Here is a 21,169-nt window from a genome sequence, read left to right as displayed (position 1 = left end):
GCAAGGAAGACTTGCAACGAAACAGATCTGCTCAGGCGGCGGCCGCCGTTCCGAGTGCGGGGACGCCCGCGGGCGCCGGCGCAGGCATGGCGCCCATGACATCGGCGGCTTCGAGATCGTAGAGCTCGCGTGCGACGTGATCGGTCAGCGCGGCCGGCGCGCCGTCAAACACCACGCGGCCCTGCGCCATGCCGATCAAGCGATCGCAATAGCTGCGGGCGAGATCGAGCGAATGCAGGTTGCAGAGCACGGTGATGCCGAAATGCTTGTTGATGCGCAGAAGCGCATCCATCACGATCTTGGTGTTGCGCGGGTCGAGCGAAGCGATCGGCTCGTCGGCGAGGATGATGTCGGGCTGCTGCACCAGGGCGCGCGCGATCGCGACGCGCTGCTGCTGACCGCCGGAGAGCTGGTCGGCGCGCTGGGCGGCGAGCGAGGCGATGTCGAACTGCTCGAGCGCGGACATCGCCAGCGCCTTGTCCTGCTCCGGCCACATTTGCGACAGCGAGCGCCAGGCCGGCATCGTCGCAAGCCGTCCCATCAGCACGTTGGTGAGGACATCGAGCCGGCCGACCAGGTTGAACTGCTGGAAGATCATGGCCGAGCGCGCCCGCCATTGCCGCAGTTCCTTGCCGCGCAGCGCGGTGACGTCGACCCCGTCGAACAGGATGCGTCCCTCGGTTGGGTTCACCAGGCGGTTGATACTCCGCAGCAGGGTGGATTTGCCGGCGCCGGACCGTCCGATCACACCGACGAAGCCGCCGGGAGAAATTTGAAACGAGGCACCGTCCACCGCGGCTTTCGCGCCGAAGCGACACGTCAGACCATCCACCACCAGCATGCAGGGCTCCAGATTAGCTGGGGCCAATCGCTAACGCCAGCGCTTGACACTTGTGTGACAGCGACGTTGCGGTGCGGCGATCCTGCACAGCTCATTCCCTGTCATCGCCGTGTCATGACATCGTCATCAAGCCGTTTGAAGAGGTACGCCCGCCTTCGCACTCCGGATTCGACATGGCCGCCAAAGCTCTTTCAGTTCAGCCGACCATCGATCCCTCGGCCAAGCTGCACGAGGCCCGGCTCGGCGCCTATACCGAGGTCGGCGCCCGCACCATCCTGCACGAAGTGGCGATGGGCGATTACTCCTATGTCGTGAACGATTCGCAGATCACCTACAGCACGATCGGAAAGTTTTGCTCGATCGCGGCGATGACGCGCATCAACCCCGGCAACCATCCGATGCATCGCGCGACGCAGGCGCATTTCACCTATCGTTCGAGCGCCTATTTCGACGGCGAGAGCGACGATGCCGATTTCTTCGACTGGCGGCGCCAGCATCACGTCCAGATCGGCCACGACGTCTGGATCGGCCACGGCGCGATCGTGCTGCCGGGCCGCAACATCGGCACCGGCGCGGTGATCGCGGCCGGCGCCATCGTCACCAAGGACGTGCCGGACTACACCATCGTCGCCGGCAATCCGGCCCGAATCGTGCGGCGACGGTTCTCCGAGGAGATCGCCGGGCGTCTCGCGCGGCTTGCCTGGTGGGACTGGGATCACGACAAATTGCGCGAGGCCCTGCCCGATTTCCGCAAGCTCGGGATTGAAGATTTTCTGGCGGCATACGAAGCACGGGCAACTCTCCTGCCAGCAAACGAAGCGCGGTCGCGTGACAGACATCTTGCTTGAAGGCGGCCGGACCCTGATCGGCGCCGAACTCGTCGAAACGTCATTGGCGGTGTCCGGGCAGGACATCACTGCGATAGACGCCTCCCGCGGCCGGGGGCGGCTGGCGATCGACGCACGGGGCCTGCTGGTTCTGCCCGGCATCGTCGATCTTCACGGCGATGCCTTCGAGCGGCAGATGATGCCGCGCGCCGGTGTCGACTTCCCGATCGACGTCGCGCTCGCCGACAGCGACCGCCAGGCCATCAGCAACGGCATCACCACGGTGTTCCACGCCACCACCTGCTCCTGGGAGCCGGGCCTGCGCAGCGCGGACAATGCGCGCGGACTGATGGAGGCGATCGAGCGGCAGCGTCCGCAGTTCGCCGCCGACACGCGCTTCCATCTGCGGCATGAAACCTACAATCTCGACGCCGAGGCCGAGATCGCGCAGTGGCTCATGGAAGGCCGCGTCGACCTGTTCGCTTTCAACGACCACATGGACGGCACGGTCGCCGACATGGCCAAGCCGCGCAAGCGCAACCGCATGGTGGAGCGCACCGGCTTGTCGGGCGAGGAATTCGACCGCCTGGTCGAGCGTGTGGTCTCGCGCGCCGACGAGGTACCGGCTTCCGTTGCGCGTCTGGCCGCCGCGGCCCGAGCGGCCGAGGTGCGAATGCTCTCGCACGATGACGCGACGCCGGCGATGCGCCGCGAGTTTCGCGAGCTCGGCGCTTTGATCGCCGAGTTTCCGATCAACGAGGAGACCGCGCAGGCGGCGGCAAGCCACGGCGATGCCATCGTCTACGGTGCGCCGAACGTCGTGCGCGGCGGCAGCCACACCGGCTGGACCAAGGCCTCCGACATGATCGCCAAGGGGCTCTGCTCGGTGCTGGCGTCGGATTACTATTATCCCGCCCAGCTGCTCGCCGCGTTCCGCCTCGCCGCCGACGGCGTGCTGCCGCTGACGGAGGCCTGGAATCTGGTCTCTGCCGGCCCTGCGCGCGCGACCGGCCTGACCGATCGCGGCGTGCTCGCGGAAGGCCGCCGCGCCGACATTCTGCTGGTCGACGACGACGTGCCGCTGCGGCCGCGGCTGATCGCGGTGATATCGGGCGGCAAGCTGGTCCATCTCACCGACGCGACGCGGCTCCTGAGTACGGCGGCGATGCCGCGCGAAGCTGTCGCCGCGGCCTAAACCGGCTATGCTCGTGCGATGACAGGCTTTCCCCGCTACGCGATCTATTTTGCCGCAGGCAACGACAGCCCCCTCTCCCGCTTCGGCGCCGAGCTGCTCGGCTACGATGCCTATACCAGCAGCGAACCGCCGTTTCCGCGCGAGGCGCTGGAGGTCGCGCCCGATTGGCACGACATCAGCGCCGATCCGCGCAAATACGGCTTTCATGCCACGCTGAAAGCGCCGCTGGCGCTGGCATCTGGCAGGACCGAAGCCGGGCTGATGACCGCCTGCGCGACCTTCGCCGGCAAGACGCGGCCGCGTCCCGTGATCCGGCCAGTCGTCGATGCCATCAGCGGCTTCATCGCCGTCATTCCAGCCGAGCCGGTGGAGGCGCTACAGCAGCTCGCCGCCGATTGCGTCCGCGAATTCGACGCTTTCCGTGCGGCGCTGACCGCGGAGGATCGCGCGCGGCGCAAGCCGGAGAAGCTGAGCGAACGGCAGCGCGACTATCTCGACCGCTGGGGCTATCCCTACGTGATGGAGGAATTCCGCTTCCACATGACGCTGACCGGACGGCTCGATGCGGAGCGGCGCGGGCCGATCCTGGAGATGCTGCGCGCGCGGTTTGCGACGCTGAGGATCGAAACGCTCGAGATCGACCGCATCGCGCTGTTCAGGCAGGATGACGCAAGGGCCCGGTTTCGCATCATCGGCGAGTGGGGATTGGCGCCGGCGAACCTCAGCGCCAGCTCACGAGATTGAAGGCGAGCGCCACCGCGCCAACCAGGACGAGGCTGGTCGCCCAGACTGCGTCAAGATTGAACCAGCTTCGCGAGACGAACTTCAACCCCAGATAACGGTAGACCAGCCACGCCAGACACCCGCCGGCGCTGACCATGGCGGCAACGTGCACCACGGACACCAGCACCGCCATCCCGAGACTTGCCTTCATCAACTCGCCCGCCGCCTCGTGGCCGGCATCGAGCTCGAAGGCCCGGCAGAGCCCGAGATAGATCGGCACGAGCATCAGGGCGGCGCCGTGGGCAATGGCGACGGCAAATGACCAGAGCGCCAATTGCGTCGGCGGAATTCGTGCCAGCGCGCGCGGATGGCGCCGGTCGATCAGCCGATAGACCCCGAAGCCGATGACGAGAAGGCTCGCACCGATCTGGATCGGACGCTGCCACTCGGCCAGCACGAGCAGGAACGCGAATGGCAGCAGCACGAGAAATGTTGCCAGGAGATGCCCGGCCGCCAAGGCCCACAATGCGCGGAAGAGCGCGCGCGGGCTCTTGTCCATGAGCCCGGCAGACACGGCGAGCGGCCATCCCATTCCCGGATTGATCCCATGGTAGAGTCCGCTCGCCGCAAGCGCGAGCCACAGCCAGCCGAGCGCCGGGTTCGCATGGGTCCCATCTAGACCGACGGGTAGCAAAAGGAGTCGGTCGAACAGTCGCCGCCCTCGAGCCTGATCTGGTGCGCACGATATCCGTCGGGGAAGCTCACGAAGTAATCCTTGTCGAGCTCGAGGCCGCCGTTGCGACCGACATTGGCCATGACTTCCACGCCCGGAACCCCATCGGGATAGAACTGGTCGTCCCAGGTGGAATAGAGCGAATTGGTCCAATAGACGCGCCTGCCGTCACGGCTGATCTCGACCATTTGGGGGCCCGCCGCAAAGGCCTTGCCATTCGGATGGGGGGTGCGGCGCGCGATACCGCCGATATGGACGGAGCCCGCAAGCTTCGGTTTGCGCGGATCACTGACGTCGTACTGGCGCATTTCGCCCGTACCCCAGCACGAGACATAGAGAAACCGGTCGTCCATCGACAGATCGATGTCGGTCACCAGCGGCGGCACGGCGCCAAACCCCTGAAGCAACGGCGGGAGCTGCTCCTTTGGCGCGGGCTCGGGTGGGATCGTCGCCGTCTTCTCCGCATGGAATTGCCCGCCTTCTCGCCACCAGGTCCAGATCGATGCTTCGAGATTCGTGGTGTCGACCACGACGCCGACGAAGCCGTATTCGCGAACCGGATCGTGCGCCGGCCGCACCTCCAGGGCCATCTGATGATTGGCACCGAGGTCGATGGTCTGGACGTTGCGACGGGCGCGAAGATCCCAGAAGTGCAGACGATGGCCATATTTGTTCGCAAGCAGATCTTCCGGGACGATCCCGTTCTCGAACTGCGGCGGCAAGGCCCATTCGCTCGTCACCATGTAGTCGCGCGGCAGATTCCACCAGAAATCATAGTGCAGCGTCTGCGGACCGCGGTCGATCTCCCATCGTCCGAGGACCTCGAAGGTCTCGCAATCCATGATGAAGACACCGGGAGGACCGTTGGTGCCGTCCTTGCCGCCGCCGCCCAGCGTGCTGACGTAAATGCCGTCCGGTCCGCAATGGATCGTGTGTGGCCGCGAGTAGCCGGTCTTCTTGAAGACTTCCTCTGGCTCGATGATCTTGTGGATCTTGGCTTGGGTCGGATCTGGCTTGGTATCGATGATGTAGATGCGCGACGAGCGTAGCCCGGGAATGATGAGATAGCGCCGCTCGATGAAGGCGTGTCCGGCGAGCGGCGACAGAGCGGAGGAGCACGCATTCCAGCCGAAATGATGAAACTCATCGCCCTTGTTGGGCATCGTCACGGTGTGGACGATCCGGCTATAGGTCGGCGATCCCGGCTTGACGTCGATGACCGCGAGAGCATCCGGTTTCGAGAAGTCCGGACTGAGCAGCAACGTGTAGGCAAAGTTCTCCGCAGGTGCTTCCATCGCAAGCTTGGGCGATGCGTGAAAGGTGGGATCGGGCCTCATCGTCATGGCACTGCCTCCCTGTTCTGTCGGTTTGCGCCAACCTGACTCGGGATAACGGCATAATGAAGAGGTGTTACGCTATGTCTTGAGATGCTCCAGGCCGGTTGGCGAACGTACAATATGTCATCGCCGTGCCGGGGGAAACTGGTCGAACCGCGCTAATTCGACGCCCTCGGCCGAAATGCGGATCAGCGCTCCGCTTCGCGGAGCTTGTCCGGGACGACGGTTGAGCATATCCGCGCAACTTCCCCCACCCGCGGTGGGCACGCTTCGCTTTGCCCACCTACGGCAGTGGAGCCTTGGGCGCTACTTCCCCCACCGCAGCGCCAACGCATCGCGCTCTTTTGCCAGCTCCAGCAGCCCCGCCCGGGTCGCCGGATGCAGCGGCTGTAGCGGATGGCGCACCGCGCCCGACTTGATGACGCCGCCGGCCTGCATCATCACCTTGCAGGCGATCAGGCCGCATTGGCGGTTCTCGTAATTGATCAGCGGCAGCCAGCGTTCGTAAGCGGCCTTTGCCTTCTCGCGGTCGCCGGCGAAATAGGGATCGATGATCTGGCGGATGCCGTCGGGATAGCCGCCGCCGGTCATCGCGCCGGTGGCACCGGCGTCGAGATCGGCGAGCAGCGTGATCGCCTCCTCGCCGTCCCACGGGCCTTCGATGTCCTTGCCGCCCGCCTCGATCAGCCCGCGCAGCTTTGAGGCCGCGCCCGCCACCTCGATCTTGAAATAGCGGATGTTGGAGAAATCACGCGCCAGCCGTGCGAGCAACTCGACCGAGAGCGGCGTGCCGGCCACCGGCGCATCCTGGATCATGATCGGAATGTCGATCGCGCCCGAGAGCACCCTGAAGAATTCGACGATGCCCTTCTCGGGAACCCGGAAGGTCGCGCCGTGATAGGGCGGCATCACCATCACCATGGCCGCGCCGGCAGCTTCCGCCTGCTTGCTGCGCGCCGCGCACACGGCCGAGCTGAAATGGGTGGTGGTGACGATCACGGGAACCCGTCCCGCGACATGCTCCAGCACCGCATGCATCACGCTCTCGCGCTCGGCATCGGTGAGCACGAACTGCTCGGAGAAATTGGCGAGGATACAGATGCCGTGCGAGCCGGCATCGATCATGAAATCGATGCAGCGGCGCTGGCCCTCGAGGTCGAGCTCACCGCGCTCGTCGAAAATGGTGGGCGCGACCGGGAACACGCCGCGATAGGGGCGCTGGGCCTTGTGGGGGGTGACCGGCATCGAACTCTCCATCCCTGATGCGTCTTGCGTCCGGCGCTGCGCTCTGGGCGCGAGGCGGCACAGATGTAGCCGCCGCGCGGACCGGCGGCAATGCCGAACGCACGATCTCAGAATGGAAGAATGAGGCGAAACTAGGCGGTCTTCACCGCGCCCAGGAAGCCCTCGACCGCGACGCGGAGACGATCGGCGTCGGCCGACATCTTCTTGACGGATTCCGACAGAACCGTGCCGGCATTGCCGGTCTCCTGGTTGAGCCTGGCGACGCTGCCGATGGTGTCGGTGACCTCGCGAGTGCCTTGCGCGGCCTGCTGGAAGTTGCGCGAGATCTCGGTGGTGGCGGCGCGCTGCTGCTCGACGGCGGCGGCAATCGCCGTCATCTTCTCGTCGATGCCGCTGATGGCGCCGCCGATCGAACGGATGGCGGCAACCGCCTGGCCGGTCGCGGCCTGGATCTCCTCGACCTGGCGCGAGATCTCTTCCGTCGCGGTCGCGGTCTGGGAGGCGAGACTCTTGACCTCGCCGGCGACCACGGCGAAACCGCGGCCGGCCTCGCCCGCACGCGCGGCTTCGATGGTGGCGTTCAAGGCCAGAAGGTTGGTCTGGCCGGCGATAGCGTTGATCATCTTGACGACTTCGCCGATGCGGCTGGCGGTCTGGTCGAGGATCTCGACCGTCGCATTGGTCTGCTCGGCCTGCGCAACGGCCTCGCGGGCCTCGCGGGCGCTGGACTGCACCTGCGCCGAGATCTCGCCGACGGATGCAGAGAGCTCCTCGGTCGCGGCGGCGATGGTCTCGAGATTGTTGGTGGCCTGCTCGGCGGCGGAGGAGACCGCCGCGGTCTGGCTGCTCGACTGCGACACCAGCGAGCGCACGCCGGTGGCGGTGGCATCGAGCTCCCGCGTCGAGGCCGCAACGCTCTGGATGACCGCCTGCACCGTGTCGTCGAAGCTACGGCAGGCGGAATCGACGGTGCCGGAGCGCGCGAGCTGCAGCGCCTGCTGCGATTCACGTTCCCGGCCCAGCCGTTCCGCGGTGGCCGCGCTCTCGCGCAGGCTTTCGAGCGCGGCGGCCATGGTGCCGAACTCGTCGGGATGCCGGGATTGCGGCACCGGCGTCGCATAATCGCGCGCACTGATGCGGGCGATGGCATCGAGGATGGCGCGCACCGGCCGCATCAGGCGATTGCGCACCACGAACACGCCGGCCAGAGTCACGGCCAGCGCGAGCAGGAACGCGAACGACTGCACGATGAGATTGGTGAGGGCTTTGGCCTGGACGGCTTCCGCACGCGCGATCGACTGGTCGAGCGCCGTGTTGGCGACCGCGACGATCGGCGCGAAGGGCGACTGGCACAGCGCGTTCCATTCCGAGGCCGGCATTGCCGGCTTGCCGCTGCCGTCGAGATTTTTGGTGAGATCGCCGATCTGCTTGAGCACGCCGTCGGTCTTGGCCCTGGCCTGCTTCGCGGTATTGACGAGGTCTGACGTCACGTCGGGCGCGGCCAGCAATTCCTCCAGGCCGGTCCAGCCGGCGGTGACGATGCCGTTCCAGCCGGCCACGGTCTGCTTCTGGGTCTCGTCGAGCGGCTTCGAGGTGTTGACGTTGGGACGCAGGGTCGAGCACTGGATGCCGTAACGGTCGCGCACCTGCCAGGCCAGGCGTCGGGCCTGGATCATGCGGGCGATGAAGGGATCGTTGGTCCAGGCGCGGTTCGACACCGCGGTGGACGCCAGATTCGCGGTCTCGATCACCTTGGTGATGCCATCATACCACGGCGCGGTGCGCTCGACCTTGCGCTCGGCACGCGGCAGCTTGGCCTCGTCGTAGAAAAGCTGGAACTTCGGCGCGGCCTCGCTCCAGCGCTGCTTCAGCGTGCTGGCGAGCTCGTCGCGGCGGGCGAACTCGACGGTGGAGAGCGCCGCGACGATGGCATCATAGCCGGCCAGTTCGGCCTTCTCGGCGGCGCCGAGCTTGGCACGCGGATCGTCCTCGCCGAGCAGCGCGCTCTGCGCATCGCCGCGATTGTTGCGCAATGCAAGCACGCCCTGGAAGATCGCCTTGTCGGCAGCCGCAAGCCGCTCGGTCTCCAGGCTGTCGCTGTAGCGGCCGAACGCCCCGAGCATCTGGAACGCAGTGCTGGCCAGCGCGCCGGCGGCCAAAAGCGCCATCAGGACAAGAAGTAGCTTGCTTACCGATTTCTTAGAAAATGACATGGCGAAAGGGACCTGCTCTCCACGAGCGGGGCACCTTGCACCGTGACATGCCAAGGTTTGGTTAAGACTTTAATCAAAGGCCTTCAGTTGTACCCCGCCGTCCCTCCCGGCAGGCTGTGTCGGCTCACGCGACCTTGGTGAAATCAGGCGGGCGGCGCTCGGCAAAAGCCGTGAATGCTTCGCGCGCCTCGGCGGTGCGCAGGCGCTGGGCGAACTGCTCGCCTTCGGCCTGCATCTGCGCGACCAGCGCCTCGCCGTTGCGCATCAGGCGCTTGGTGGCGGTGAGGGCGCCGGCCGGTTGCCGAGCAAGGCGCTGCGCGAGTGCGAGCGCCTCGGCATCCAGCTTGTCGAGCGGCACCACGCGGTTGGCGATGCCCCATTGCAGCGCCGTCTGCGCCGGCACCGCCTCACCCAGCGCGAACATCTCGTAGGCGCGGGCATGGCCGATGCGCGCCGGCATCAGCAGGCTGGAGGCCGCTTCAGGCACCAGCGCGAGGCTGACGAAAGGCGTCGACAATTGCGCGTTGTCGGCGAGCACCACGAGGTCGCAATGCAGCAGCATCGTGGTGCCGACGCCGACGGCGCGGCCCTGCACCGCCGCGACCAGCGGCCGGGTGCAGCGCGCCAGCGACTGGATGAAGCGGATGACGTTGCGGCTGCCTTCGGACTTGCCGGTTGCGACCGCGGCGAATTCGCCGACGTCGTTGCCGGCGGTGAACATGTCGCCCTCGCCGCGGATCAGGATCACGCGAGCCGAGGCATCGCGCTCGGCGGCTTCGATCGCGTCGGCGAGCTTGCCGTACATCGCATCGGTCAACGCGTTCTTCTTGTCGGGACGCGCCAGCGTGAGAGTGAGAATGCCGCCATTGGTCTCGATGCGGACGTGCTCGGTCATGGGTTCGCTCCTTCTATTCGTCTGAAGGCCTTGTCGTCCGAAGGCCTTGGAAACTTGTCCTGAATGCTGGTCAGCCAGCGCGCGACGATGTCGATCTCGGCGGCCGTGAACCCGTCCGTCAGTGCCGCGTTGATCTCGGCCGCGCCAGCTTTCGCCTGCGCCAGCGCGCTGCGTCCCTTCGGCGTCAGAAAGATGCGCCAGGCGCGTCCGTCCTCGCGGTCGGCCCGCCGCTCGATCAACCTCGCAGCCTCGGTGCGGTCGACGAGGCCGGAAATTCCGGCCGGCCCCATGTCGAGCGCCGCGCCCGCCTCGCCCATCAGGACGCCGTCCTGCTTGCCGAGGATGAACAACAATCCCGCCTGCGCCGGCGTCACCTCGCTCGAAGGCCGCGCCGCCATCCAGCGCTGCAAGCGGCGCTGCGCGACGCTGAGCAGGTAGATCAGCCGATGATGCCGCGCGTCGGCGCCATTACTTCGCATGCGAAATATCTAGCGGAGCGCGCGGTCGTTGTCAAACGAGCCGTTTGGCTACGGCGCGCAGGCGAAGCTCGCCGCTTCCGTCACCGGTCCCGATTTGTAGTGCGGCCAGGCGGGCCAGCGGCACAGCGGCAGCGCACGCAGCGTCGGGAACGAGGGCGCCTCGACCTTCTGCTCGGCCACTTCGAGATCGCCCGGCGCCTTGCCCTTCTCGACCCAGTCGACCAGCACGCTGAGCATGTCGACATTGGCCGGTGCGCCGGAGCCGACATGGTCGACGCCGGGTGCGGTGTAGAGCCGCGCGAACTCGGCCGTTTCGGCCTTGCCGAGCTTGCGCTCGACGCTCTCGAAATAGCGGATGCCGGCATAGGGGCTCTGGGCGTAGTCGGCCATGTGCTCGAGCATGATCAGACGGCCGCCGCGCGCGCGGAAACGGCTGAGATCGGGATCGGTCGAATCCATCAGCTTCGACACTTCGAGCAGCCGCGCCTTGTGCTCATCCACCTTGTAGGTGGTGACGTCGAGCTTGGGATCGCGCGCGAACACATATTGGATGCCGCCGGCGCCGTAGATCCAGGCGATGCCGTTGTTGGGCGCGGGCGGTTGCGCCGGCGGCGCGGTGCCGAGCCACCACGCGGTCCAGCCGCCGGTCGGGCCGATCGCCGGAATATCCTCGCCCGAGACACCCCAGCCCGGATAATCGTCGAGGCCGTTTTCGAGCGGGAACGGGAATTTGTAGGTCGCATGCAGCGTCTCGACCGCCTTGATCTGCGCATCGGTGAGACACTGATCGCCGCTTTGCCCGGTCGCGCAGCGCAGCGTCTCGACCTTGAAGGCGGCCTTGCAGGCAACGGGGTTCTGCACCAGCGCATCGTCGGAACCATCGGCCTTGTCGCAGGCCGCCCGCACCGCCTCGCCGACGAGCTTCACCTGCGCCGGATTGATCCAACCCGGCCCCATGGTGACGAGACCCGACCGCGTGCCGGCGTGCTGCAGGCCGACCCAGTTGATGACGGGAACGCGGGCGAAGATGCCATCGAAGTCATCGGGATAGCGCTGCGCCATGGTGAGGCCTTCGCGGCCGCCCTCGGACGAGCCCATGAAGTACATCTTGTCGGGCTTCCTGCCGTAGGCGCGCTCCATCAGCGCCACCGCAACGTCGCGCACTCTCTTGTAGGCGCGGTGGGCGAAATTCTCGAAGGCCTCATCGTTCAGCGCAAAGACCTGCGGCGGCTCGCCTGGCTTGGTCTCGTGGCCGGAGTCAGTGCCGTAGGTGACGAAGCCGCGTGCCAGCGGCGACGGCTTGTCGAAGGGATGGGCCGGCGGCAGCGCAAGCCCGGTGATCAGCACGCCGTTGAACCCGCCGCCGCCATATTGCAGCGAGCGTCCGTTCCATTCGACGGGAAGGTTGACCTGGAATCTGATCGGTGGCGCCTTGGGATCCGTGGGGTCGATATGGCCGAGCACCTTGCAGAAGGCCGGGTTGGCCGGCGTGATACGCGCCGACGGCGTCGGCCCGCGTTCGGCGACAATGAGCTGTGAGGGCGCCTGCAGCGTTGCGGAATCGATCTTCACGGCATCGGCGCCGCCAACGAGGCCCTTGCAGACCGTCTCTGCATCCGCTGTCAGGGTCGCGGCCGATGCGACGTTCGCGCTCAGGGCCGCCGCCGTACCCACCAGCCATGCGCACAGCTTCGCTCTTGTCAGCGTCATCGTTTCCACCCGGTTTGTAGTTGTTATTCAATCCACCAGAGGCCGCATTCAATGCGACCTCCGGCTCACCGTCAATGACGCTTTAGTGCTCGAACACCAGCCGCGCGCCGATCGTGCCGTCGAGGCTGCGGATCTGCTGCAGCAGCGCCGCGGAATCCTGCCCCGCGAGATCGGCGTCGAGCACGACGTAGCCGAGATCGCCCGATGTCTCCAGATATTGCGCGGCGATGTTGATGTCGCGCTGCAGGAAGACCTCGTTGAGCCGCCGCAGCATGCCGGGCACGTTGCGATGGACATGGCTGAAGCGCGCCCCGGAAGGACGCAAATGCAGCTGCACTTCCGGAAAATTCACCGCGCCCATGGTCGAGCCCGTGATGAAATAGTCGACCAGCTTGCGCGCGACCTCGCCGCCGATGCGCTCCTGCGCCTCCTCGGTGGAGCCGCCGATATGCGGGGTGAGGATGACGTTCTCGAGGCCCTGCACCGGGCTCTCGAAGCGGTCCGCGTTCGACGACGGCTCCACCGGAAACACGTCGATGGCGGCGCCGGCGAGGTGGCCGTCGCGCAAAGAGCGCGCGAGCGCATCGAGATCGACCACGGTGCCGCGGCTGTTGTTGATCAGGAACGAGCCCGGCTTCATCGCCCGCAGCTCTTTCTCGCCGATCATGCCCGCAGTCTCCGGCGTCTCCGGCACGTGGAGGCTGACGACGTCGCTCTGCGCCAGCAGCTCGTCCAGCCGCTCGACCGGCTCGGTGTTGCCGTGGCGCAGCTTGTCGGTGCGGTCGAAATAGATCACGCGCATGCCCATGGCTTCGGCGAGCGTCGAGAGCTGCGAGCCGATATTGCCGTAGCCGACGATGCCGAGCGTGCGGCCGCGCACCTCGCGGCTGCCGGTCGCCGACTTGTCCCAGCCGCCGGCATGGGCCGACACCGAGCGCGGGAAGATCCGCCGCAGCAGCATCACGATCTCGCCGATCACGAGCTCGGCGACGCTGCGCGTGTTGGAGAACGGCGCGTTGAACACGGGAATGCCGCGCTTGCGCGCCGCCGCGAGATCGACCTGGTTGGTGCCGACGCTGAAGCAGCCGACCGCGAGCAGCTGGTCGGCGGCGGCGAGCACCTCATCGGTGATCTGCGTGCGCGAACGGATCCCGAGCAACGACACGCCGTCGAGCGCCCGGCGCAGATCCGCGCCGTCGAGCGCCTTGGTCAGCCGCTCCACATTGGTGAAGCCCGCGCTCGTGAAAAGGTCGACAGCGCTATCATTGACGCCTTCGAGCAGCAGCGCCTTGGCGTTCCGCTCGGGGCCTTGGCCTGGGGCTGACATGGTGTCTCCGTAGATGATGAGCTTTGCCTGAGCACATAGACCGCTGAGGATGCGCAGCACAATAGGGCGCGGATACGGGAGAAGATGGCGGTGCTTGAGATACCTGGCATCCCACCAACTCCGTCATCTGCACGCGACGGCAGCAGAATCAAATCACGTAGAACCCGTGCGTGCCGTCGCGGCGGAGCTGCTCTACGAGGCCATATTCCCAATCGAGATAGGCCTGCATCGCGGCTTGCGCGACATCGGTGCCTTCATAGGGACGGCGGTAGCGATGGGCCGGATCGGGCCTGGGTAGCACCCGCGGCGGGCCGATCTCGAGCGCACCGTCATAGCCGCCTTCCAGCACATAGACCTCCCAGCCCATCTGCGCCAGCCACGACGCCGTCATGTCGGCGCGGACGCTCCTGTCGTCGGTGAGCAGAATGCGCGCCCCGCGCACCGGAGCAGCCATGTCGGTTTCCTGCACGAGCTGGCCGCCCGGATAATGCCGGAAGCCCGGGAGATGGCCGTCCGCGTATTCCTCGGCCTCGCGTACGTCGAAACGATAGAGCGTGCGATCCGTCTGCGCGACCAGCGCCGCCATCTCGCGCGCCCCGATGTGGCGAACGCCGGCACGATAGGCGACATCGCGCGCATTGGCAGGGCCGCCCGCGAACGGCCCGATCTCGCCGCGCCTGTCGGCACCGTGGTCGAGCCTGTGCCGCGCCAGCGTCCAGCCGATGGTGCCGTTGCGCAGCGCGCGCACCTTGTTGGGCACGCCGGCATTGATCAGCGACTGAGTGCCGATGATGGAGCGCGTTCGGCCGGCACAATTGACGATGATGGTGGTGTCAGGATCCGGCGCGGCCTGCCCTGCCCGCAGCACCAGCTCGGCACCGGGCACGCTGACCGAGCCCGGAATGTTCATGGTCGCATATTCGTCGAAGCGGCGAACGTCGAGGATGGCGATGTTGGCCTCGTCGGCGATCAGCTTGGCGACCTCGTCGGCGCTAAGCGAGGGCGTGTGCCTGCGCGATTCGACCAGCTCGCCGAACGCTTTCGAATAGGAATTGACGTCCGCAAAGACCTCGTAGCCCGCCGCGCGCCACGCCTTCAGCCCGCCGTCGAGCGCGCTGATATGGGTATAGCCGAGCGCGGCAAGACGCTCGGCCCCGCTCGCGACCAGCCCCTCTCCGTCATCATAGAGCACGATCGGCACGTCCTTGCGCGGCAGCCTGGTCTCGGCCTCGATCGCGATCCGGTCGACGGCCATGTTGGCCGCGAACAGCGGATGCCCGGTCGCGAAGCCTGCCTCGTATCTGAGATCGAGCAGCGCGATCTCCTCGCGCAGCAGCAGCGCGCGGCGGATGTCGGCGGGAGTGACGGTCGGGAGCTTCATGGCACGGACCCTAGCGAAGACAGGCCATGGGCTTTTGACCGATTGCAAGCGCGTTGGCTAGCCTTGTCGGCTCACTCGCCGGGAACGAGCCGCCCGAGCGGTGGCGGCGCCGAACGGCGCAGCCTGCGGCGCGACAGGTAGAGCAGGATTCCGGTGACCGAGAACAACGGCATCAGGATCGCGGCGATCATGAACGCGAGCTTGCCCGGCCAGCCCAGGATTTCGCCGCGATGGATGTCGTAGATGGCCGCGATGATCTTCTCGCCGAACGTCTTGTCGGTAAAGCGCTCCGCGGAGACCAGCTGGCCGGTGACGGCGTCGATGCGGAATTCGTCGCGCGTGGTCTCGAGCAACGAGGCCTTCCCCCAAGAGCGGATGCGTATCGTGGTGCCCGCCCCCGCCGGCAGCGTCAGCAAGGCCCGGGAGAACCGGGGCCCCTCTTCGCGCTGGAATGTCGTCCAGGCCCGATCAAATCCGATCGCGACAGGCCCGGCGCGACCGTCCGGCCGCGGCGGCTTTGTCGCCATCTTCGCCGCGGCGGCGTGCGGACGCGCCAGCAGCCAGGTCACGCCGTCCTTGTACCATTCGAAGGAGAAGTACAGCCCGGTGAGCGCCATCGTCAGATAAACCGGCAGGACCCAGGTCCCGATCACGGTGTGCAGCGAGCGATGCAATCCGCGGCCGCTGAGTCCAAGGTTCGGCTTCAACCACATCTTCACGCTGCCTGCCCGGCGCGGCCAGCGTAGCACCAGGCCCGACACCAGCATGACGATCAGGCCGAGCGCGATGGTGCCGGTGATCGGCCGCCCCCAGCCCTTGCCGTCGCCGGGGATGAGGAGCCAGCGATGCAGCCGGCGCACCGTCGCGAAGAACGCCTCGCCGCGGGGTGAGCCCAGCACGCGCGCGTCATAGGGATCGACATAGAGCGAGGTCGGCCGGTCGCCCCGTTCGTCACGCGCAAAGCGGACATGGAGCGCCGTCGACGGATCGCTCGACAGCGTGACCGCCGAGACCTTGCCGAGATCCTGTCCTGCCGTCAGCCGCGCCACCAGCTCGTCCGGCATCAGCGCCGGACGCGGCGCGACCTGCATGATGCCGGAATTGAGATGATCGACGATCTCGTCCTCGAAGCTCATGATCGCGCCGGTCAGCGCAATCACGGACAGCAGCAACGCGAGGATCAGGCCCGCAATGGAATGGACCTGGAACAGGACCGCCTTGATGCTGTGTCCAGTCCGTGCCGCCATGGCTAGAACTTCACCGTCGCCACAGCGACACGCGCCGCGCGTCGCCGATGGCGACGTTCAAGGCATTTCCGGTGCTGGACGTATAGTAGAGCTTGTCGAACAGGTTCTTGACGTTGAACTGATAGGTCACGGGCAGATTATCGATCTTCGTGTCGTACGTCGCAAAAATGTCCGCCACGGTATAGGCCGGCATGAAGAAGGTGTTGGCCGAGTCGCCCGCCCGATCGCCGACATAATGCGCACCGCCGCCCAGCCGCAGGCGCCCGGGGAGCCTGTCGCCGAAATCGTAGACGAGATAGAGCGAGGCCGTGTTCGTCGGAACATTGAACAGCCTGGCATTGCCGACAACGGGATCATCGATCAGCCGTGCGTCGGTATAGCCGTAGCTTCCGATCATGCTCCATTCGTCGGTCAGTCTGCCCGTCACGTCCAGCTCCACGCCGCGCGACCTGGCCGCACCGGTTGTGCGCGCCGCAGACTTGCCGCCGCCGATATCGTCCAGCACCAGCACGTTCTTCTTCTGGATGTCGTAGACCGCCAGAGTGCCCGACAGCCGCTTGTTGACATCGAATTTCAGGCCGGTCTCCCACTGCGTTCCTTCTTCAGGCGCGATGGTGGAATCGACAACGAAGCCGGCCGTGAACGGCGGAATGACCGATGTCGGCTTCAGCGACTGCGTATAGCTCACGTAATAGGAGAGCTGGTCGTTCAGCTTGAAGATGACGCCGCCGAGCGGCAGAACCTTGTCGCCAGAAAGATCGGTAGCGGTGACGAAACGGGGTCGCCCTTTTCCCGCGAGTTGCTCATATTCCATCCAGCGCACACCGCCGATCACGGACAGCCAATTCGTCAGGTGAAACGTGTCCTGGGCAAAGAAGCTGCGGGTACCGAGTTTGTCGGTCTGCTCGCTGTCGGTCGCCGAGACGGTCGTGCCCGGCACGACCAGTCCATAAACCGGGTTGTAGAAATTGAAGCTCGGTGTCGCCTGGCGGATCAAATCGTGGCGATCGATCGTGCGGTACAGCGCCTCGCCGCCGAACAGGATCTCGTGGCGGAAACCGCCGAGCCAGACGTCGCCTTGCAGATAGGAGGTGCCGTAGCTGGCGTTGCTCAGCGAGTTGCGCGTCCCGTCGTTGCTGCGGGTTTCAACACCGGTCGTGGCGTTGACGCCGGTGATGCGAAGCTGGTTCGCGCTGAAAGTCTCGGTGTTGTAGCTGTAGGCCGCCGTGACCTTCCAATTGTCGTCGAGCTTCTGCTCGACGGAAGCCTGCACTAGGTCGGACCTGCCCCACATGTTGTTGAAGGGTTCGTCGAGCCGGCGCGTCTTCGGGATCGCCAGTGGAGCGCCCTTGACGAAGGCCGTGCCGCGGTCGAACGGAGTGATGAACTCGCGGTGCTCATAGGTGAGCTGCACCGTCGTGGTCTCGCCGTACCAGGCCAGCGACGGGTTCACCAGCATTTCGCGGTGGCGGCCGAAATTGCGCCAATAGTCCTCGCTGACGCCATAGCCGATGAAGCGATAGGCAAGACCGCCGTCGCCGATAGGACCGGTGATGTCGAGCGTGCCGTCGGCGCCGCTGCGGTTGTTCGCATAGGTCGAACCGAGCAGCGTGACCGAACCGTGCTGATAGAGCTCCGGACGCTTGCTGATCGTGTTGACGATGCCGCCGGGATCCATGATGCCGTAGAGCAGCGAGGCCGGCCCTTTCAGCACCTCGACGCTTTCGACCGCGGCATTGAGGCTGCGGCCCTGCACCAGCGGCATGCCGTTGCGCATGATCGAGCCGTCGCGATTGTCGCCGAAGCCGCGGCGGATCACCGCGTCCTGCGTGCCTGCAAGCGTGTTGGTCTGCGTGATCCCGCTGATGTTGACCAGCGCATCGTCGATGTTGCGCGGCAGCTGGTCCTTCAGCACCTGCGCGGGCACGACGTTGACGGTCTGCGAGGTATCGAGCGGCGATGCGCCGCTGCGCAGCGTCGTCGCGCTCGGCATTGCGCGGTAACCGAGCTTGGCAGCCTGCTGTGCGACGGCGTCCGCTGCGGCGCGCTCGGATAGCGTCGGCGCGGCGGGTGCCGGGCTGCGATCGCGCCGGCGGGCGGCGCTCTGGGTGCGGCGTGAGGATTGCTCTGCGGCGCGCGCCGGTTTCGACCGCGGTGTCGGAGCCTCCACCGTCACGGGCGGCAGGGCCGATTGCGCCTGTGCGGTCGTCGTGCTGGAGTGGCATTCGGCGAGCAGCACGGCTGCTCCAATGAGAAGACCTGCACGGCGCTTGCCGGCACGGTAACGATGGCTGCTGACGCGTTGGCCATCCGGATGAGCACGCACGTTCGATTCACTTCCAGGTCAGACACGGCATTGAAGCTCGCGCGTCTAACAGCCACCGTGCGCGAAGAGAACCGCAGGCGGAATTGAATCGCTCTAGTATTGAATCGTTCTAAGAAACGAGCGCCAGTGAACGGCAATCTCCAATTGGCGTCGGGCGGCCCGCGACACGTCGCACGCGAACTCGCGGCGACGTATCAGGATTTCGTGCGGTCTCACGCGATAGCAGGCGCCATCAGCTCGTCGAGCTTGCGCTTCAACGCAGCGCCGTCGGATGATGCGCGCAGCGGCGGCCGCACCCGCAGCCAGGCTGCATCGCCGGTCTGTGCCGCAAGGATTGCTTTCAGCGCGGCGGTGGACGACGGCGTCTTCAGCACGACATCGATCGCGGCCTGCATGCGCGCTTCGACGTCCTTGCCGTCGACCATGGCCTTGACCAGCTCGGGCACGACATTGGCCATGCCGCAGATGGTGCCGGCCCCGCCGGCGGCGATCGCGCGGGCGATATCGGCCTCGTTGCCGACGGTGATGGCGAGCTCAGGGGCTGCGGCACGGAAGGCCTGGAATTGCTTGAAGTCGCCGCTGGAATCTTTCAGGCCGGCGATCACCTTGCCGTAGCGCATGCGCAAGCTGGCAGCGACGCCGGTCGGAATCGCGACGCCCGACACCTGCGGAATGTGGTAGAGATAGGCGCGCAGCCTTTCGTCGGCGACGCCGTCGATGATCGCGGCGAAGGCATCCTCGATGCCGTCAGGCGTGACGTTGCGATCGAAGTAAGGCGGCAGCACCAGCACATGACGCAGGCCAAGCTTGAGCGCCGCGCGTGAGAGAGCGATGCTGTCCGAGAAGGCGGGAAAGCCGCCGCCGATCCCGATACGGTCGGCGGCAACGCCGGCCTTGAGCATCGCCTCCACGGTCGCGATGCGCTCGGCGACGCTGAAGGTGGTGCCCTCTCCGGTGGTGCCGAACAACACGACGCCATCGACGCCTTTGCTGAAGAGCTGTTTGGCGTGAGCTGCAAGCTTTGCCGAATCCACGCTGCCGTCGGCCGCCAGCGGCGTCGCCGATGCCACCCAGAATCCGCGAATTGCCTCGGTCATCACACTGCCCTTTGCTTCGATCCCGACTAAGCCGCTGATCTTCAACGATCTTCCGAGGCTTTATCGGGCCTTGTTTTTACTTTACTTTTCGTCTTGTACCTTACATACAAGACATACGCAAACCCTTTCACCGCGAAGGCGCGCCTGTGGCGCGGCCGACTTCCGAGGAGGTCTCGCATGAACATGGTGAGTCCCGTCGGGCGACCTGAGCAGTTGCTCGGCGCGCTGCGCGACAAGCTCGGCGCGGCTGCGGTGTTGACCGGCACCGACGTGCCGGCGCGCAATTGCAACGACTGGAGCGCGAGCCTGCCGCAGACGCCGCTCGCGGTGATCCGCCCCGTCGATGCGCAAGGCGTGGCCGACGCGATTGCCACCTGCCGTCAGGCCCATCTGCCGTTCGTGCCGCAGGGCGGACTGACCGGACTGTGCCGGGGCGCCTCGCCCGAAGCCGGCTGGGTTGCGATCTCGCTGGAGCGCATGACCGGCATCGAGGAGATCGATGCGGCCTCCGCGACGATGACGGTGAAAGCGGGCACGCCGCTGGAGACGATCCAGAAGGCCGCGGATGAAGCCGGCTTCTTCTTTCCGCTCGACCTCGGCTCGCGCGGCTCCTGCGCGATCGGCGGCAATCTCTCCACCAACGCCGGCGGCAACCGCGTGATCCGCTACGGCATGACGCGCGAGCTGGTGCTCGGGCTCGAGGTCGTGCTGCCCGACGGCACCATCATCACCGGTCTCAACAAGCTGATGAAGAACAACGCCGGCTACGACCTCAAGCACCTCTTCGTCGGCTCCGAAGGCACGCTCGGCATCATCACCCGCGTGGTGCTAAGACTGTTCCCGAAGCCGCGCTCGACCATGGCGGCGCTCTGCGCGCTGAAGGACTATGCCGCGGTGGTCGCGCTGCTCGGCGCGGCGCGCAGCGGGCTCGGCCCGCTGCTGTCGGCCTTCGAGGTGATGTGGCCGGACTATTGGGACGTGATCACGAATCGCGCCGGCGTGAAGCCGCCGGTCGCCGCCGGCCACGGCCTCTACGTGCTGGTCGAGGCGCAGGGCACCGACGAGAGCGTCGACGCGCCGCGCTTCCAGGCCTGGCTCGAGGAGCTGATGGAGCGCGGGCTGCTGGCCGATGCCGCCGTGGCGCAATCGCTGGCGCAGACGCAGGCGTTCTGGCGCGTGCGCGACATCTGCGCCGAGTTCGGCCAGGTGCTGGGGCCGCACATCTCCTACGATATCGGCCTTGCGGTGGCGCGGATGGACGAGTTCGTCACGCGCTGCAAGGCGGCGCTCGCTGATGGCATCACGGGCTGCGAGAGCGTCTATTACGGCCATATCGGCGATGGCAATCTGCATCTGTCTCGTGGGTTACCGGCCTGTCGGTCGCGCAGCAGCCGAAGGACGAGATGGACGCGATCATCTATGGCCTCGTCCGCGAGATGGGCGGCAGCGTCTCCGCCGAGCACGGCATCGGCACGCTGAAGAAGCAATGGTTGGGCCATGCCCGGAGCGAGGCCGAGATCGCGCTGATGCGGACGCTGAAAGCGGCACTCGATCCCGATCAGCTGCTCAATCCCGGCAAGGTGGTCTGAACAG

The 21,169-nt window shown here is 66.3% G+C and carries 14 protein-coding genes and 3 pseudogenes; 4 read left to right on the top strand and 13 right to left on the bottom strand.

Annotation, left to right across the window (positions count from 1 at the left end):
- Positions 1-31: 31 nt before the first annotated feature.
- Complete coding sequence (gene phnC / locus WI560_RS02870; protein WP_375306819.1) at positions 32-841, bottom strand: phosphonate ABC transporter ATP-binding protein; 810 nt, start codon at positions 839-841, stop codon at positions 32-34.
- Positions 842-1,014: 173 nt separating this feature from the next.
- On the opposite strand from phnC, the pseudogene WI560_RS02865 reads away from it, so the two are divergent.
- The 3 genes and pseudogenes from WI560_RS02865 (at position 1,015) to WI560_RS02855 (ending at position 3,607) form a co-directional block, all read left to right on the top strand.
- Positions 1,015-1,673 (top strand): annotated as a pseudogene (locus WI560_RS02865) (chloramphenicol acetyltransferase).
- A complete protein-coding gene (locus tag WI560_RS02860) occupies positions 1,670-2,863 on the top strand; it encodes an alpha-D-ribose 1-methylphosphonate 5-triphosphate diphosphatase (RefSeq protein ID WP_375306818.1) in 1,194 nt (397 codons plus the stop codon). The pseudogene WI560_RS02865 and the gene WI560_RS02860 overlap by 4 nt, the downstream one beginning before the upstream one ends.
- Positions 2,864-2,881: 18 nt before the next feature.
- A complete protein-coding gene (locus WI560_RS02855) occupies positions 2,882-3,607 on the top strand; it encodes a DUF1045 domain-containing protein (protein ID WP_375306817.1) in 726 nt (241 codons plus the stop codon).
- Here WI560_RS02855 and WI560_RS02850 read toward each other — a convergent pair.
- From WI560_RS02850 to WI560_RS02795, 12 genes and pseudogenes are all read right to left on the bottom strand, one after another.
- The gene (locus tag WI560_RS02850) at positions 3,585-4,178 is read right to left on the bottom strand and encodes a hypothetical protein (RefSeq protein ID WP_375306816.1); all 594 of its coding nucleotides are present in this window, start codon (positions 4,176-4,178) and stop codon (positions 3,585-3,587) included. The genes WI560_RS02855 and WI560_RS02850 overlap by 23 nt on opposite strands.
- An 83-nt stretch (positions 4,179-4,261) precedes the next feature.
- Positions 4,262-5,662, bottom strand: a complete 1,401-nt coding sequence (locus tag WI560_RS02845) for a selenium-binding protein SBP56-related protein (RefSeq protein WP_375306815.1) — start codon at positions 5,660-5,662, stop codon at positions 4,262-4,264.
- A 300-nt stretch (positions 5,663-5,962) separates the two neighbouring features.
- On the bottom strand, positions 5,963-6,901 hold the full coding sequence (locus WI560_RS02840; RefSeq protein WP_375306814.1) for a dihydrodipicolinate synthase family protein: 939 nt from the start codon (positions 6,899-6,901) through the stop codon (positions 5,963-5,965).
- 131 nt (positions 6,902-7,032) lie between these two features.
- Positions 7,033-9,114: a methyl-accepting chemotaxis protein gene (locus WI560_RS02835; protein ID WP_375306813.1), complete on the bottom strand. Its 2,082-nt coding sequence runs from the start codon at positions 9,112-9,114 to the stop codon at positions 7,033-7,035.
- 124 nt (positions 9,115-9,238) lie between these two features.
- Positions 9,239-10,009 carry an enoyl-CoA hydratase gene (locus tag WI560_RS02830; RefSeq protein ID WP_375306812.1) on the bottom strand — a complete coding sequence of 257 codons (771 nt, stop codon included), beginning with the start codon at positions 10,007-10,009 and terminating at the stop codon, positions 9,239-9,241.
- Entirely contained in the window at positions 10,006-10,488 is a 483-nt protein-coding gene (locus WI560_RS02825; protein WP_375306811.1) for a MarR family winged helix-turn-helix transcriptional regulator, read from the bottom strand. The genes WI560_RS02830 and WI560_RS02825 overlap by 4 nt, the downstream gene beginning before the upstream one ends.
- Before the next feature lie 48 nt (positions 10,489-10,536).
- Complete coding sequence (locus tag WI560_RS02820) at positions 10,537-12,198, bottom strand: tannase/feruloyl esterase family alpha/beta hydrolase (protein WP_375306810.1); 1,662 nt, start codon at positions 12,196-12,198, stop codon at positions 10,537-10,539.
- 82 nt (positions 12,199-12,280) lie between these two features.
- The gene (gene serA, locus WI560_RS02815; RefSeq protein ID WP_375306809.1) at positions 12,281-13,525 is read right to left on the bottom strand and encodes a phosphoglycerate dehydrogenase; all 1,245 of its coding nucleotides are present in this window, start codon (positions 13,523-13,525) and stop codon (positions 12,281-12,283) included.
- A gap of 148 nt (positions 13,526-13,673) precedes the next feature.
- Complete coding sequence (locus WI560_RS02810; protein WP_375306808.1) at positions 13,674-14,906, bottom strand: rhodanese-like domain-containing protein; 1,233 nt, start codon at positions 14,904-14,906, stop codon at positions 13,674-13,676.
- Positions 14,907-14,977: 71 nt separating this feature from the next.
- Complete coding sequence (locus WI560_RS02805; protein WP_375306807.1) at positions 14,978-16,153, bottom strand: PepSY-associated TM helix domain-containing protein; 1,176 nt, start codon at positions 16,151-16,153, stop codon at positions 14,978-14,980.
- 2 nt (positions 16,154-16,155) lie between these two features.
- Positions 16,156-18,479: pseudogene (locus tag WI560_RS02800) on the bottom strand (TonB-dependent siderophore receptor).
- Positions 18,480-18,691: 212 nt separating this feature from the next.
- Positions 18,692-19,576, bottom strand: a complete 885-nt coding sequence (locus tag WI560_RS02795; protein WP_375306806.1) for a dihydrodipicolinate synthase family protein — start codon at positions 19,574-19,576, stop codon at positions 18,692-18,694.
- A 177-nt stretch (positions 19,577-19,753) separates the two neighbouring features.
- Here WI560_RS02795 and WI560_RS02790 point away from each other — a divergent pair.
- A pseudogene (locus WI560_RS02790) lies at positions 19,754-21,165 on the top strand (FAD-binding oxidoreductase).
- The last annotated feature ends 4 nt before the right edge of the window (positions 21,166-21,169 follow it).

The sequence above is a fragment of the Bradyrhizobium sp. A11 genome, from assembly GCF_042077125.1.
In the GTDB taxonomy this organism is placed as follows: domain Bacteria; phylum Pseudomonadota; class Alphaproteobacteria; order Rhizobiales; family Xanthobacteraceae; genus Bradyrhizobium; species Bradyrhizobium japonicum_B.
The sequence above is the reverse complement of the archived record's forward strand: the minus strand, read 5'-3'. Positions and strand labels throughout refer to the sequence as shown.

Excerpts from the sequence above, each read along its gene's own strand:
- phnC (WP_375306819.1), bottom strand. The coding sequence starts at position 841 with ATGCTGGTGGTGGATGGTCTGACGTGTCGCTTCGGCGCGAAAGCCGCG.
- WI560_RS02845 (WP_375306815.1), bottom strand. The coding sequence starts at position 5,662 with ATGACGATGAGGCCCGATCCCACCTTTCACGCATCGCCCAAGCTTGCG.
- WI560_RS02805 (WP_375306807.1), bottom strand. The coding sequence starts at position 16,153 with ATGGCGGCACGGACTGGACACAGCATCAAGGCGGTCCTGTTCCAGGTC.
- WI560_RS02840 (WP_375306814.1), bottom strand. The coding sequence starts at position 6,901 with ATGCCGGTCACCCCCCACAAGGCCCAGCGCCCCTATCGCGGCGTGTTC.
- WI560_RS02850 (WP_375306816.1), bottom strand. The coding sequence starts at position 4,178 with ATGGGATGGCCGCTCGCCGTGTCTGCCGGGCTCATGGACAAGAGCCCG.
- WI560_RS02855 (WP_375306817.1), top strand. The coding sequence starts at position 2,882 with ATGACAGGCTTTCCCCGCTACGCGATCTATTTTGCCGCAGGCAACGAC.
- WI560_RS02830 (WP_375306812.1), bottom strand. The coding sequence starts at position 10,009 with ATGACCGAGCACGTCCGCATCGAGACCAATGGCGGCATTCTCACTCTC.
- WI560_RS02795 (WP_375306806.1), bottom strand. The coding sequence starts at position 19,576 with ATGACCGAGGCAATTCGCGGATTCTGGGTGGCATCGGCGACGCCGCTG.
- WI560_RS02820 (WP_375306810.1), bottom strand. The coding sequence starts at position 12,198 with ATGACGCTGACAAGAGCGAAGCTGTGCGCATGGCTGGTGGGTACGGCG.
- WI560_RS02825 (WP_375306811.1), bottom strand. The coding sequence starts at position 10,488 with ATGCGAAGTAATGGCGCCGACGCGCGGCATCATCGGCTGATCTACCTG.
- WI560_RS02835 (WP_375306813.1), bottom strand. The coding sequence starts at position 9,114 with ATGTCATTTTCTAAGAAATCGGTAAGCAAGCTACTTCTTGTCCTGATG.
- serA (WP_375306809.1), bottom strand. The coding sequence starts at position 13,525 with ATGTCAGCCCCAGGCCAAGGCCCCGAGCGGAACGCCAAGGCGCTGCTG.
- WI560_RS02810 (WP_375306808.1), bottom strand. The coding sequence starts at position 14,906 with ATGAAGCTCCCGACCGTCACTCCCGCCGACATCCGCCGCGCGCTGCTG.